12 protein-coding genes are annotated in these 13,469 nt (G+C 39.8%); 2 read left to right on the forward strand and 10 right to left on the reverse strand.

All coding sequences use genetic code 11. The features are described 5' to 3' along the window. Positions 1–20 precede the first annotated feature (20 nt). The 8 genes from tcuB to metK all read right to left on the reverse strand — a co-directional run bounded on the left by tcuB (position 21) and on the right by metK (position 9,335). Positions 21–1,139 (reverse strand): tricarballylate utilization 4Fe-4S protein TcuB, encoded by a 1,119-nt coding sequence (tcuB, locus tag TASI_RS06850; protein WP_044978149.1) that lies wholly within the window; start codon positions 1,137–1,139, stop codon positions 21–23. Beyond that, positions 1,123–2,526, reverse strand: a complete 1,404-nt coding sequence (tcuA, locus tag TASI_RS06855; RefSeq protein WP_014112039.1) for an FAD-dependent tricarballylate dehydrogenase TcuA — start codon at positions 2,524–2,526, stop codon at positions 1,123–1,125. The genes tcuB and tcuA overlap by 17 nt, the downstream gene beginning before the upstream one ends. Continuing rightward, the gene (locus TASI_RS06860; protein ID WP_014112040.1) at positions 2,501–3,565 is read right to left on the reverse strand and encodes an AbrB family transcriptional regulator; all 1,065 of its coding nucleotides are present in this window, start codon (positions 3,563–3,565) and stop codon (positions 2,501–2,503) included. The genes tcuA and TASI_RS06860 overlap by 26 nt, the downstream gene beginning before the upstream one ends. Position 3,566: 1 nt before the next feature. Then, the gene (locus TASI_RS06865; RefSeq protein ID WP_014112041.1) at positions 3,567–5,087 is read right to left on the reverse strand and encodes a tripartite tricarboxylate transporter permease; all 1,521 of its coding nucleotides are present in this window, start codon (positions 5,085–5,087) and stop codon (positions 3,567–3,569) included. Next, positions 5,084–5,527, reverse strand: a complete 444-nt coding sequence (locus TASI_RS06870; protein WP_014112042.1) for a tripartite tricarboxylate transporter TctB family protein — start codon at positions 5,525–5,527, stop codon at positions 5,084–5,086. The genes TASI_RS06865 and TASI_RS06870 overlap by 4 nt, the downstream gene beginning before the upstream one ends. A 69-nt stretch (positions 5,528–5,596) precedes the next feature. Then, on the reverse strand, positions 5,597–6,595 hold the full coding sequence (locus tag TASI_RS06875) for a Bug family tripartite tricarboxylate transporter substrate binding protein (protein WP_014112043.1): 999 nt from the start codon (positions 6,593–6,595) through the stop codon (positions 5,597–5,599). A gap of 161 nt (positions 6,596–6,756) precedes the next feature. Further along, a complete protein-coding gene (gene ahcY / locus TASI_RS06880; protein ID WP_014112044.1) occupies positions 6,757–8,157 on the reverse strand; it encodes an adenosylhomocysteinase in 1,401 nt (466 codons plus the stop codon). A gap of 14 nt (positions 8,158–8,171) precedes the next feature. Then, positions 8,172–9,335, reverse strand: coding sequence for a methionine adenosyltransferase (gene metK / locus TASI_RS06885; protein ID WP_144312792.1), 1,164 nt, complete (start codon positions 9,333–9,335; stop codon positions 8,172–8,174). Between the two features lie 147 nt (positions 9,336–9,482). Here metK and TASI_RS06890 point away from each other — a divergent pair, with 147 nt between their 5' ends. Further along, a complete protein-coding gene (locus TASI_RS06890) occupies positions 9,483–10,388 on the forward strand; it encodes a lysophospholipid acyltransferase family protein (RefSeq protein WP_014112046.1) in 906 nt (301 codons plus the stop codon). Here the strand turns inward: TASI_RS06890 and pyrE are convergent. Continuing rightward, the gene (pyrE, locus tag TASI_RS06895) at positions 10,382–11,041 is read right to left on the reverse strand and encodes an orotate phosphoribosyltransferase (RefSeq protein WP_014112047.1); all 660 of its coding nucleotides are present in this window, start codon (positions 11,039–11,041) and stop codon (positions 10,382–10,384) included. The genes TASI_RS06890 and pyrE overlap by 7 nt on opposite strands. 58 nt (positions 11,042–11,099) lie before the next feature. Here pyrE and TASI_RS06900 point away from each other — a divergent pair, with 58 nt between their 5' ends. Continuing rightward, the gene (locus tag TASI_RS06900) at positions 11,100–11,900 is read left to right on the forward strand and encodes an exodeoxyribonuclease III (protein ID WP_014112048.1); all 801 of its coding nucleotides are present in this window, start codon (positions 11,100–11,102) and stop codon (positions 11,898–11,900) included. A 16-nt stretch (positions 11,901–11,916) separates the two neighbouring features. On the opposite strand, the gene TASI_RS06905 is transcribed toward TASI_RS06900, so the two are convergent. Next, entirely contained in the window at positions 11,917–13,461 is a 1,545-nt protein-coding gene (locus TASI_RS06905; protein WP_014112049.1) for an acetyl-CoA hydrolase/transferase family protein, read from the reverse strand. Positions 13,462–13,469: the final 8 nt, after the last annotated feature.

Raw genomic sequence — 13,469 nt, forward strand, 5'->3', positions numbered from 1 at the left:
ATATATAAGGAATACCCTAATTATTTACTATGTTTTAGGTCCTCTGTTGCATTTTTACTTAAAGCTATAAATCTATAAAACCCATGAACAAATTTGCTGAATGGCATTGTGATAAACAGAGTCAAAATTACGCTCAGATGCACAGCTAGCAAAGTTGGCAATGCTTCCGTTTCCCTCAATAGCATAAGTATTAAACCAGTTACTGCTGCAAGAAACAAAAGACCTATAAAAGCGTAATCCATACCTAGTTGCCTAATATCCCTAATCTCTGGATTTGCTTTTAATTTCAAAACAAACAATCCTGCCGTACCTATTGCTAGCAATACACCGCCTGAGGTACCAAGCAATTTAGGAATGCTTACAAAATCATAGGGTGCATGCATATTAAAGAAATAATGCAAAATAGTCCCTGATGCAGTCGCCGCAAAGCAAAGCATAAAGCCATAGAATGTTGCATGGTGAAAATAACGTCTCCACGGAGAAATATCGTCTTCTGGATAGGTACATCCAGTTTTTATATTTCCATGCAAATATTTAAGACTAAATGCCTCATGAGCAGCCCTCTTTAAAGCTGGCAATGAAAATATTCTCTCATCTGCTTCACAAATATGATTTCTAAATCGAACACAACTCTTAATAATGGAAACAATCATCCATATAAATGCACAACCAAAAAGAATAACAAGTGCATTATGAGATATGTAGTTATAAAAGTTATGAGGGTCCGCATAATTTGCAGTGTCTCTTGGGATTATTAGCAGGAACATAGTTAAAACAAGCACAAGCAATATTGAGCTTATAAGTCCATGCTTAACAAAAAGAGAAGATAAAAATTTTGGTGTCGCAAATTCTTCGTACGAACTAGTGCGCACCATAGCAAGCTGCTTAGGAATATTTACACCATATTCATGAGGAGGCGCAAACTGACAAGCATACAGACATTCACTACAGTTATGACATAAGTTGGCTAAATAATTTATATCTGACTCAGCAAAACTAAGACGCTTTTCCATTGCAGGAAATACAGCACAAAACCCCTCACAATACCTACAGGAGTTGCAAATGCCAATCGACTTTTTCGTACGCTCCATCAACTCTGCGTGCGTAATAATTGGTATCTCTTTAATTGTTGACTGCATATTGTGCCGCTCCTTTCCCTGCAATTCTCCCAAACACAGTGCCAATGGCCATCCCAAAGCCCGCAACATATCCTTGCGAGAGAATATTTCCTGCCATTATTTCCCCTGCCGCAAATAAATTTTTAGCTAAGCTACCATCGGCCATATGAACCTGAGCATCTTTATTGACCTTCACGCCCATATAAGTAAAAGTAATCCCTGTGGCCAATGGATATGCATAATATGGGCCTGTATCAAGCTTCTGAGCCCAATGCGTTTTATTTATTTCTAAGCCTTCTGTGCGACAATCGTCTAAGATAGTATTGTTAAATGTGCCTGGTCGGACGGCCTCGTTATATTTATGTACGGTATCCATAGCTTTATCCACTGGGAGGCCAAGCGTTACAAATAATTGTGGCAATGTTTCCGCTTTTATAGACGGAAATACTGAAGGCATAAATTTCCCTATAATTTTCTGATCGATAATGCTGTAAGCGACTTGGTCTGGTTGTTTTGCTACAAGACGACCCCAGATTGCATAACGTTTTGGCCAAAAATCTTCACCCTCATCATAAAACCTATCACCATTTTTATTTAAGACTATACCGAGCGACACGCAATCAACACGTGTCACAATTCCACCGTCATACAAAGGCGACCTAGCATCAATAGCAACGGCGTGACCTTGAGTTGGATCACCTATTAATTGTGCCCCTACTCTTTCTAATTCCTTAATCATGCGGCCTTGATTAAATCGCGTGCCACGAATTAAGAAATTGCGTGCCGCAGGCCCCCATGCCTCTTCCAACCACTCACGATTGGATTCAAATCCTCCACTTGCTATGACATAAGCTTTGGCTTTAAATTTATCTTCTTGCCCATCTTTTTGAATGCTTACTGACTCGCAATATCCATCAACTACATTTAGTCTTATGGCCTCAGTCTCATAAAAAATCTCAACACCTAGTTTCTCAATTTCCTTGAAATACGCATTAACTAAGGCTTTCCCGCCACCAAGAAAAAATGCATTAGTACGACCAAGTTGCAAAGTACCTCCTAACGAAGGCTGAAAACGAACTCCATGCTCCTTCATCCATTTAGTACAGGTGACAGTAGAACGAATCACAAAACGTGCCATTTCCTCATTAGTTTGACCTTTTGTGACCCGATATACATCATCAAAAAACTCATCTTCCGAATATTTATCAGTAAGCACATCAGTGGGTTCATCGTGCATACTACGAATATTTCTCGTATGACTACTATTTCCCCCTCTCCACTCTTTAGGAGCCGACTCAAGGATGGCAATGTTTCTGGCTCCATGCTCATAGGCTGAAATTGCTGAGCAAAGGGCAGCATTGCCAGCTCCTATGACTAATACGTCATATATTTTTGTGCTTTGATTCATAAAATTTATTCAGAAAATTAAACAGTGGATTTGCTAATAAAAGTACAGCAACAAGTCTTACGATTTGGAAGGCCACAACGACTGGAGCTCCAAGTTTTAAATCTTTTGCTGTGACTGCAATTTCTGCCAGACCGCCTGGACTTAAGCCTAAAACAAGTGTCTCTAATTCATATTGTGATGGAAAACTCATTAAATAAGCGACTAAGGTCATCACTAACATATAGAAGATAATTACCGTAAACATTGCCACAATAAATTTAGGAGCTTGTTTGAAAAAATGTGGGCCATAGTTACTTCCTAAAGCCCACCCTAAGAGTATTTGACCGAGTCTTTGAACTTCAACTGGAACGTAACTAATATGAATTTCATGGCTTGTAAGAACCGCCGTAAATAACATAGTACCTACCAGCCAAGCATTGGGAAACCTTATTTTCTGCAGTAAAAAACCAGCAACTATCGCACAAGCAAAAAGCAAAAAGAAATTCCAATCTATATCTGTTATTGAAATCTTTACTGGCAAATTTGAACCCATATCAATGAGATTACCATGAATTCCAAGATACTGATAAATAAACGGTATCGAGACAACCACAATTAAAATTCTAAGGCTGTGTGCTGATGCAATTAATGGCAAATTTGCATTTGCTTTTCTATCCGCAATCACCACCATCTCACTAGCACCACCAACAGTAGAAGCAAAATATGCCGTCGTGAAATTTTGATGCGAAAATTTATATAAAAACCATGCACCAGCGATGCTTAAAAAAACCGTCGATACACTGCCAGCAATGATATAGAGGGATTGATCTATTAAAACTTCATTAACTTGAGGAGAAAAATATAGCCCAATAGAAACACCGACAATAAGTTGACCAGTCTTTCGATAGTTCTTATGGGCACCATTATTCACCCCTAGTATGCGACAAATAGCGGTAAATATTAATGCTCCTAACATCCAAGGAATTGGCATGCCAAAAGCATTTGCTATAAAAGCTCCCGCTAAAGCAATACCAAAACCCAATGCATATTGTTTAATCATATTAATTTGCTGGTGCGTTCCTTCCACCAATAACTTTCTTCAATATCGGCGGGATAACGATTACAGCAATCGCTAAAATCCACAGTACTATCGTAATAGTACTTGAGAATAATATCGAAATATCGCCCTGTGAAATAGACATAGCTCTTCGTAAGTTTTGTTCCATTAATTCTCCCAAAACCACACCTAATACCATTGGGGCTAAAGGAACATCAAATTTACGTAAGAAGTAGCCTATTAATCCAATAATAACAACAGCTACTAAATCAAACGTAGTGGAATTTAAAGCATACACCCCAACAAAACTTACAGCCAGAATTCCTGGAACTAGTAGCCATGAAGGTGTTCTAAGCATAGCTGAAAATACTCTTACTAATGGAATATTCATAATAAGAAGAATTAAGTTAGCTAAAAACAAAGAAGCAATAAGACCCCAAACTAATTCAGGGGATGTTTCAAATAGGATTGGGCCAGGAGTAATGTTATAAAGTGTGAGTGCACCCATCATAACCGCAGTAGTACCTGAACCTGGCACTCCCAAAGTAAGCATAGGAATAAATGATCCTGTTGCAGCAGCATTATTAGCTGCCTCTGGTGCACACAGCCCCCTTAAATCTCCTTCACCGAAGCATGCTTTTGGATCGCGTCCAGAAATAAGTTTTTTCTCGTTTGCATATGCGACAGCTGATGCTACTGATGCACCTGCACCAGGTAAAACGCCAATGAAGAATCCAGTAACTGAGCTTCTTAGGGTAGTCCATGTAGTTTTAGCAAGTTCTGAAAGATTAAATAATTTTCTGTCTGATCGAGGAACTTCAACTGAATCACCTTTTAAAAGGTTCTCAAGCATTTGAAGCATTTCTGAGACAGCAAACAAACCAATCACAACAACTACGAAATCCATACCATCATCAAGATTAGGAATTTCAAATGTATATCTATAGACACCTGAGGTCGGGTCTACACCAATGGTTGATATAGATAAACCTATTAGAGCTGAAATCATGCCCTTTATGGGTCTGTCTCCTAATAAACTGGTTAATGCTGAAAATGCAAAAACCATAAGAACAAAATATTCTGCAGGTCCAAAAGCAGAAGCCCAATTTGCTAGAAGTGGAGCCAAAAGAACAATGCCTAATATGGCAATGATCGATCCTACAAACGATGCCCATGCCGATAAAGATAGGGCAACACTTGCTAACCCTTTGCGGGCTAGTGGATAACCATCTATAGTCGTCATAACTGCAGCGGCTTCTCCTGGAACATTAATAAGAATAGAAGAAATCCTGCCACCATATTCCGCACCCACATAAACTGCTGCCAATAAAATTAATGAAGTCTCTGGAGGAAGATTCATAGTGTAGGCAATGGGTATTAACATCGCTACACCGTTAATTGGACCTAATCCAGGAAGAAGCCCGACCACAGTACCTATAAAAGCACCAATTGCAGCCACTAATACATTTGTAAATGAGAGGGCAACTGACATGCCCAATCCCAAATAATGCAATACATCACTCATATCAATCCCTCCAATAAACCTGTAGGGAGAACTACATCTAAAGTTAAATCAAACAGCAAATATAGAACTATAGACATGCCTATACCACCAAATAAGGAATGAAGCCAGCTGCCTCCAAAAAGTTTTCCTACTAAGGTGACCATAATTAAAGTAGAAATAAGAAATCCTAAAGGCTGAAATGCGAAGGCATAGAAAAATAATATTGCGATCATAGATATGATTCTGACTGAACTGCCCTTAGGATTTCGAGGAACGGGATTACCACCTTTGATAATCAAAATAACTCCACATAGAGCCAAAAAACCTGATAGTAAAAGTGGAAATACTTTCGGTCCTAACGGTTCATAAGAGAATTCAGAATTCATACCATATCCGTGGTATGCCATAAATGCCGCTAAGACTATGGCAAAAATACCAAGAACCCTATCATTTAATGTCATATCAATCTCTATAAAAATAAGAGGCAATCACAAAGAATGCGATTGCCTCGGGTAAAACAAAATAAACAATTATTTTTTAATTAATCCAAAAGAATCAGCTAGCTCTTTGTAGTAGGCTGTGCGTTCTTTAACAAATTTATCTAATTCAGCACCAGTTTTCTCGAATGGGAATAATCCTTGAGACTCTTGAATTTTTTTGAATTCAGGAGTTTTGTAAAGTGCTTGGAATTTTTCTTCCCAATATTTGAATTGCTCGTCAGTTACTTTAGGTGGAAGATAGAAACCACGGATAACTGGCCACTGAATATCGTATCCTTGCTCTTTTGCTGTAGGAATGTTGCTTAAGCGGCCTTCCATGCGTTTATCTGCAAACACAGCAAGAATTTTTAAAGGTGCACCGCCATCAATAAGAGTAGAAGCCTCCGCTAAACCAGATAACAACACATCCACGTGTTTGCCTTGTAGTGCGGTAGCTGCCTCACCACCACCTTCAAATGCAACAAATCTCATATTTTTATAATCTACACCAGCTTGTTTAGCTGTAAGTGCGGCTGTCATCCAATCTTGACCACCTATGGTAGCACCTGCAGCGAAAACAACTGTTTTAGGATCTGCTTTAAGGGCATTGATAAGGTCACCTAAATTTTGAAATTTAGAATCTTTATTAACGATAATTGCCCCATAATCTGTACCGACAGTAGCTAGCCAACGTACATCTTCTACTGTGTAGCGGCCAAACTTACCTTGTGCGATATTTAAAAGAGAGCCGCCAGAGAATGCTACGAATGCATTATTGTCGTCAGCTCTTTTAGAGATAATATTGTTGTAGGCCACAGCCCCTACGCCACCTGGCATGTACACTGTACGAATCTGCTTATCGATAAGTTTTGTTTGTGCAAAACCATTTACTGCAACACGACAGGTTAAATCAAAGCCGCCACCAGGTTTTGCTGGAGCCACGCACTCTGGTCTTTTAGGTTCTACATCAGCCGCTTGAGTCGATGCTATAGTGCCCAAACCAAGAGAAGCTACAAACAAAGAGTTAAGAATTTTTAATGACAGTTTCATACAGTCTCCAAATACTTTTATATGATTTAATCTGATTGTAAGACTTAAAACAAAAGTGTCACTTAGGGAAAACCTTATTAAGAAATTAGATTATTCATGTACAAAGCAAATAAAAAAGGCGACATTCCAAAGGAAAGTCGGCCCAAAAACAAAATTAAAAATTAATAACGATAATGTTCGGCTTTATAAGGGCCATCAACACTAACACCAATATAATCTGCTTGTTTTTCTGTAAGCTTAGTTAAATTAGCCCCTAATTTTTTCAAATGAAGTCTAGCAACTTTTTCGTCTAAATGTTTAGGCAATACACTGACAGAACCTTTTTTGTAATTTTCTCCCTTAGTGAAAAGCTCGATCTGGGCAATTGTCTGATTTGTAAATGATGCAGACATAACAAATGATGGATGCCCTGTAGCACAACCTAAGTTAACAAGTCTACCCTTAGCTAAAAGAATAATTCGTTTACCGTCAGGGAAAATTACATGGTCAACTTGAGGTTTAATCTCCTCCCACTGAAAATCTGCTAAAGATTCGACATCAATCTCGTTATCGAAGTGTCCAATATTGCAAACTATGGCTTCATTTTTCATAGCCTCAAGATGTTTGCGTTGGATAACATGATAATTCCCTGTTGCGGTAACAAAAATATCAGCTTTGTCGGCCACATCATCGATTGTAACTACTCGATACCCTTCCATAGCCGCTTGCAAAGCACATATTGGGTCAATTTCACATACCCAAACTTGAGCACGCAAGGCTGCTAAAGCTTGAGCACAACCTTTGCCAACATCCCCAAAGCCTACAACCACCGCAGTTTTACCTGCAATCATGACATCAGTTGCCCTCTTTATGCCATCAACCAAGGATTCACGACAACCATATAAATTATCGAATTTAGATTTAGTGACAGAATCATTCACATTAATTGCAGGAAACTCAAGCTCCCCTTTTGCACTCATCTGATAAAGCCTATGCACACCTGTTGTGGTTTCTTCAGTAACTCCCTTGATGTGCTTAATTCGTTTCGAATACCAGTTTGGATCTTCCTTGAGCTTTGTCTTTATGGCCGCAAATAGGACCTTTTCCTCTTCACTTGTTGGGTTGGCAATGCTTTCGGGATTTGTCTCCGCCTTTGTTCCAAGATGAAGTAGTAGTGTTGCATCTCCTCCATCGTCCAAAATCATATTCGCAGGGCCTTGTTCTTGAGGCCAATTGAAGATTTCGTGGGTATAACTCCAATATTCTTCAAGTGATTCGCCTTTTACAGCAAACACAGGGATTCCACGTTTAGCTATAGCAGCCGCCGCATGATCTTGAGTAGAGAAAATATTGCACGAAGCCCAACGCACCTCCGCACCGAGTTCAACAAGTGTTTCAATCAAAACGGCAGTTTGAATGGTCATATGCAAACTACCCGCAATCCTAGCACCCTTTAGAGGTTTAGAAGCAGCATATTCCTCACGAGTAGCCATAAGACCAGGCATCTCGTGTTCAGCAATTGAAATTTCTTTCCGACCCCAGTCGGCCAAGCCAATATCAGCAATTTTGTAATTTGTACTCATTAAGGTCCCCAAAATTAAAGTGCAGATTTTAGAAGTTGTACCTTATCGGTAGCCTCCCATGAGAACTCAGGCTCTGCACGTCCAAAATGTCCATATGCAGCAGATTTACTATATATAGGCCTTAGTAGATCGAGCATTTGAACTATTCCACGTGGACGTAAATCAAAATTTTCACGAACTAATTTTGCGATTTCCACATCTGGAATAATACCTGTGCCCTCTGTATATACAGTAATATTTATTGGTTCTGCAATACCTATTGCATAACTCACCTGAATTTGACACTGACGAGCCAACCCAGCAGCAACAATATTTTTTGCGACATAACGGGCCGCATAAGCAGCAGAGCGATCTACTTTAGACGGATCTTTTCCAGAAAAAGCACCACCACCATGAGGGCAAGCCCCTCCATAAGTATCTACAATAATTTTTCTACCAGTTAGACCGCAGTCCCCTTGTGGACCACCAATAACAAATTTACCAGTAGGATTAACAAAAAATTTAGTTTTAGGAGTAAGTAATCCATCATCAAATGATGGCTTGATGATCTCCTCAATTACTGCTTCTTTAATTGTAGATTGAGAGATCTCTGGATGATGTTGAGTAGAGAGTACCACTGTATCTACTTCTACAGGTTTACCATCAACATATCTAAAAGTCACCTGAGATTTAGCATCTGGTCGCAGCCAGTTTAAAACACCGCTTTTTCTTAACTCGCTTTGACGTTGAACAAGTCGATGTGCAAACCAGATTGGAGCAGGCATAAGATCTACGGTCTCATCGCACGCATAGCCGAACATAAGGCCTTGATCACCCGCACCTTGATTAAGAATCTCTTCCTCTGAGCGGTCCACGCCTTGAGCGATGTCTGGAGATTGCTTATCGTAAGCCACCAACACGGAGCAGCCCTTATAATCAAGACCATAATCGATATTATCGTAGCCAATTCTCTTAATAGTATCTCTGGCAATGTCTATGTAGCTTACATTCGCTGTGCTTGATATTTCACCTGCAAGTATTACAAGGCCAGTATTGCAAAGAGTCTCAGCAGCAACACGTGCATTAGGATCTTGCTCTAAGATGGCATCTAATATGGCATCAGAGATTTGGTCGGCGATTTTATCGGGATGGCCTTCAGAAACAGATTCAGAAGTAAATAGAAAATCAGAAGTCATAATTGCGTCCTTATAAAATATAGACGCCAAGTAGCAAAAATATGCTGTGACGCTTTAGCGGATTAGAAAGCCCCGCAATTTGTCATTAACTCGGCATTAAAATGAAGTTTGAAATTATAACTCTAATGTCATAAAAACGAAAAATTTTTCATGTCAAAAAATATAGAAAATTCTTTCAAATACATACTGTACGAAAAAATCTTTAAACTGATAGCGGATTTGAGCCATGGTCAAAGATTGAAACTCGGGGGAGTACTCACAAGCATTGCCAAACCACTAGCAAAAAAAAGGATTCACATTGCACGAAGAAATTTGGAGCTATGTTTTCCTGAAGCGACAAAAGAACAAATTGAGGGATGGCTGAAACGTCACTTTCGTATGGTTGTCCAATCTTATGTGGATAGGGCTTTGCTATGGTATGGCAGTGAGCAAAAAATAAACGAAACAGTTGAACTTCAAGGGTTAGAGAAATTCAGGGCTGCTATAGACGGTGGTTCTCCAGTTATGCTTATCGGTCCGCACCTAATTGGCCTTGATGCTGCGGCTACAATTCTAACCTCAAAGCAACCTAAAGGTGCAACTATGTATGGTCGTCAATCCGACCCCGTTATGGATGCGATAGTTAGAAAGGGTCGGGCTCGTTTCAATGATGTGCAACTTTTAAGCCGACAAGATGGAGTGCGGCAATTATTAAAACTCATAAGAAACCAATATCCACTTTATTATTTGCCAGATATGGATTTTGGTCCCAAGGACTCAATTTTTGTCCCATTTTTTGGAGTACCAGCCGCAACTTTAACTAGCACGGTGCAATTAGTTCGATCATTTGATATGACAGTGTTTTGTGCATTGTCACAGCTCGATATAAAAACAGGAATTTATAAAGTGGAGGTATTGCCACTAAATAAAAATGATTTTACTAGTGGCTCTATTGAGGAGGCTACAGCTCGATTTAATTCTATGCTTGAGGTTTGGATATTGAAAGACCCAGCTCAATATTACTGGGTGCACAAAAGATTTAAAACGCGTCCAAATGGGGAAGCAAGTGTTTATTGAGTTATACCGTACTGCTTGCGATAAGCTTGGACAGCCTCTTCGTATTTTTTGAATTCGTCTGACTCACTAATCACGTCCATAATATCGTTTAGATTTGCAATACTCACAACAGGAAAGCCGTAGACTTGCTGCACTCTTTCAACTGAAGAATTTACAGAAAAGTTGCTGTCATAGCCAGAGCGTTCCATACGATCAAGTGCAATCAAAACACCCACAGGTTTTGCATAAGAGGCTTGAATTATATCTACGGATTCTTTAACCGAAGTTCCGGCAGTAATAACATCGTCGATTATGATTACATTGCCACTTAAAGGGGCACCCACAAGTGAACCACCTTCACCATGGTCCTTCGCTTCTTTTCGATTAAAACAGAAAGGAATCGGTTTAGACAATTTTTGACTCAGAGCAATGGCAGTGGACGCAGCAAGAGGAATGCCCTTATAAGCTGGCCCAAAAATCATGTCAAATTCTATTCCAGAATCAATCAGAGCATCCGCATAAAAATTTGCTAATTTATAGAGGGATTCTCCATTATTAAAAAGCCCTGCATTGAAAAAGTATGGGCTATTGCGTCCGGATTTAGTGAGAAAATCACCAAATTTAAGCACTCCTTCATCGAGTGCAAACTTCACAAAATCCTTACTAAGCGACATAATTGCTCCAAACAAAATTTTAGTAAACTGAATTTTAACCTTTAGAGAGGGAATTTTTGTGCTTAGAATTACAAGTTTAAATGTAAATGGCCTAAGATCGGCTTTTAACAAAGGTCTTGAATCATGGCTATCGTCGACAAGACCTAATATCGTGTGCCTTCAGGAAATAAAGATTAGTGCGGCCGATGTGAGTGATGCATTGCGTGAGCCTCTGGCTTATAGAAGCGAATTTAATCATGCGATTAAAAAGGGGTATAGTGGTGTCGGGTTATATATGGACAAAGCATTGCCACAAGCAGAATTTAAGCATGGGATTGAAAATGAGGAGTTCGATCCTGAGGGACGTGTGTTGGCAGCACGATTTTCAAATCTTACTGTCGTGAGTGCCTATCTTCCTTCGGGCTCAAGCAGTGAGGAGAGACAGCAAGCGAAATTTAGATTTTTGGACTCATTTGGTCCATGGATTGATGCCATGATGAGAGATTATCGTGAAACTGGTCACGAATATGTGATATGCGGCGACTGGAATATGGCTCATAAGGAAATAGATCTAAAAAATTGGAAGGGGAATTTAAAGAACTCTGGCTTCACTCCTGAAGAGCGAGAATGGATGAATAATTTATTTGAACAACGCGGGTTTGTGGATGTGTTTCGCTTGCTATGCCCTGATGCGGATCAATATACGTGGTGGAGTAATCGCGGGCAAGCCTGGGCCAAAAATGTTGGGTGGAGAATTGACTACCAGATAAGTACGCCAGGCATTGCCACCAGAGCGAAGCGTGCGGAAATATATAAGGAGCAACGGTTTTCCGACCATGCTCCTTTGACAATAGACTACGATTTTGAGATCGAGAATTAATTAAACTTACAGTGAGTTAATCTTCTTTTTTCATCGTGCCAGTTTTCTCATAATTGTCGTGCCAGCTTAATGCTTCAGACAATATATGAGGCGTGTGGCGCGGGCGATTTTGGGCCTTCGCACGATTGAAATAGTCCCAAAGCTGTGCTTTGTAATCAGGGTGAGCACATTTCTCGATAATTTGTTCAGCTCTTTGAGATGGATTTAAGCCGCGTAAATCCGCTAAGCCCTGCTCTGTCACAATAATTTGCGTATCATGTTCTGTGTGGTCATGATGCGAAACCATAGGGACAATCGCAGATATAGCCCCGTCTTTTGCTATCGATGGGCGCACAAAAATGGATACAAAGCTGTTGCGTGTGAAATCTCCCGAACCGCCGATACCATTCATCATGCCGCTGCCCATAATATGAGTTGAATTAACGTTACCGTAGATATCAGCTTCGATCATTCCATTGATGGCAATAATCCCGAGGCGTCGTATCAATTCTGGGTGATTACTAATTTCTTGTGTTCTTAGAATGATTTTGTCGCGGTAAAAATCGATATTATCGTTAAATTCTTTTAAACCCTCAGGGCTTAGGGACAAGGCTGTAGCTGAGACACTTGATAGTTTTCCAGACTTGATAAGCTGAAGCATACCGTCCTGAATTACCTCTGTATATGAGGTTAAGTTTTCAAAATGTCCATGTTGAAGACCTGCAATTACAGCATTTGATACATCCCCTACTCCTGATTGCAGTGGCAATAAATTTTTAGGAAATCTCCCTTTAGCAACTTCATCATCGAAAAATTTTAGAATGTGATTTGCGATAGCTTTTGCTACATCGTTAGGTTCGCTAAATTTATTTACCCTGTCGTAGTCATTAGTTTCGACGATACCAATGATTTTTTCTTTTGGACAAACATAATGTGGCACACCAATTCGTTGATCTGGTTCAGTAAGCATAATTGGCTTACGATGAGGAGGAATCGCCGTTCCATAATAAATATCGTGCATACCATCAAGTTTTTCTGTAAGGGCATAATTCACTTCAAGAATCACGTGGTCAGCCTGATCAATCCAAGTTTTATTATTACCCACAGAACCTGCAGGAACTAAGGTTCCGTCCTCATTGATTGCTGAAACCTCAATCACTGCGATATTTAATTTTCCTAGGAATCCAAACCAAGCTTGTTGTGCGACATGCGATAAGTGAATATCCATATAAGCCATTTCACCAGAATTAATTTTCTGTCTACAAACTGGGTCTGATTGATAAGGAAGTCGCATATTAATGCCATCTACTTCCGCAAGCACACCATCGAGCTCAGGTGCTGTAGAAGCCCCTGTCCAAACATTGATCTTAAATTTAGTTCCAGAATCATTAATCTCTCGAATGCGTTTAGCCAATGCTGCAGGAATTCTTTTTGGGTACCCTGAACCTGTGAACCCACTCATACCTACAGTTGAACCCGCAGGGATTAGTTCGGCCGCCTTCTCTGCTGACATAACCTTGGAATGAAGTTGCTTGCAGCGAATGCGTGATAAAGATTCAAATGAGTCGTTACTTGTAGTCATGGTTTCCT

This window comes from Taylorella asinigenitalis MCE3 (genome assembly GCF_000226625.1).
Taxonomy (GTDB): domain Bacteria; phylum Pseudomonadota; class Gammaproteobacteria; order Burkholderiales; family Burkholderiaceae_B; genus Taylorella; species Taylorella asinigenitalis.

Bases quoted from the DNA above. Each gene is read 5' to 3' on its own strand.
- tcuB (WP_044978149.1), bottom strand. From the start codon at position 1,139: ATGCAGTCAACAATTAAAGAGATACCAATTATTACGCACGCAGAGTTG.
- tcuA (WP_014112039.1), bottom strand. From the start codon at position 2,526: ATGAATCAAAGCACAAAAATATATGACGTATTAGTCATAGGAGCTGGC.
- TASI_RS06860 (WP_014112040.1), bottom strand. From the start codon at position 3,565: ATGATTAAACAATATGCATTGGGTTTTGGTATTGCTTTAGCGGGAGCT.
- TASI_RS06865 (WP_014112041.1), bottom strand. From the start codon at position 5,087: ATGAGTGATGTATTGCATTATTTGGGATTGGGCATGTCAGTTGCCCTC.
- TASI_RS06870 (WP_014112042.1), bottom strand. From the start codon at position 5,527: ATGACATTAAATGATAGGGTTCTTGGTATTTTTGCCATAGTCTTAGCG.
- TASI_RS06875 (WP_014112043.1), bottom strand. From the start codon at position 6,595: ATGAAACTGTCATTAAAAATTCTTAACTCTTTGTTTGTAGCTTCTCTT.
- ahcY (WP_014112044.1), bottom strand. From the start codon at position 8,157: ATGAGTACAAATTACAAAATTGCTGATATTGGCTTGGCCGACTGGGGT.
- TASI_RS06890 (WP_014112046.1), top strand. From the start codon at position 9,483: ATGTCAAAAAATATAGAAAATTCTTTCAAATACATACTGTACGAAAAA.
- pyrE (WP_014112047.1), bottom strand. From the start codon at position 11,041: ATGTCGCTTAGTAAGGATTTTGTGAAGTTTGCACTCGATGAAGGAGTG.
- TASI_RS06905 (WP_014112049.1), bottom strand. From the start codon at position 13,461: ATGACTACAAGTAACGACTCATTTGAATCTTTATCACGCATTCGCTGC.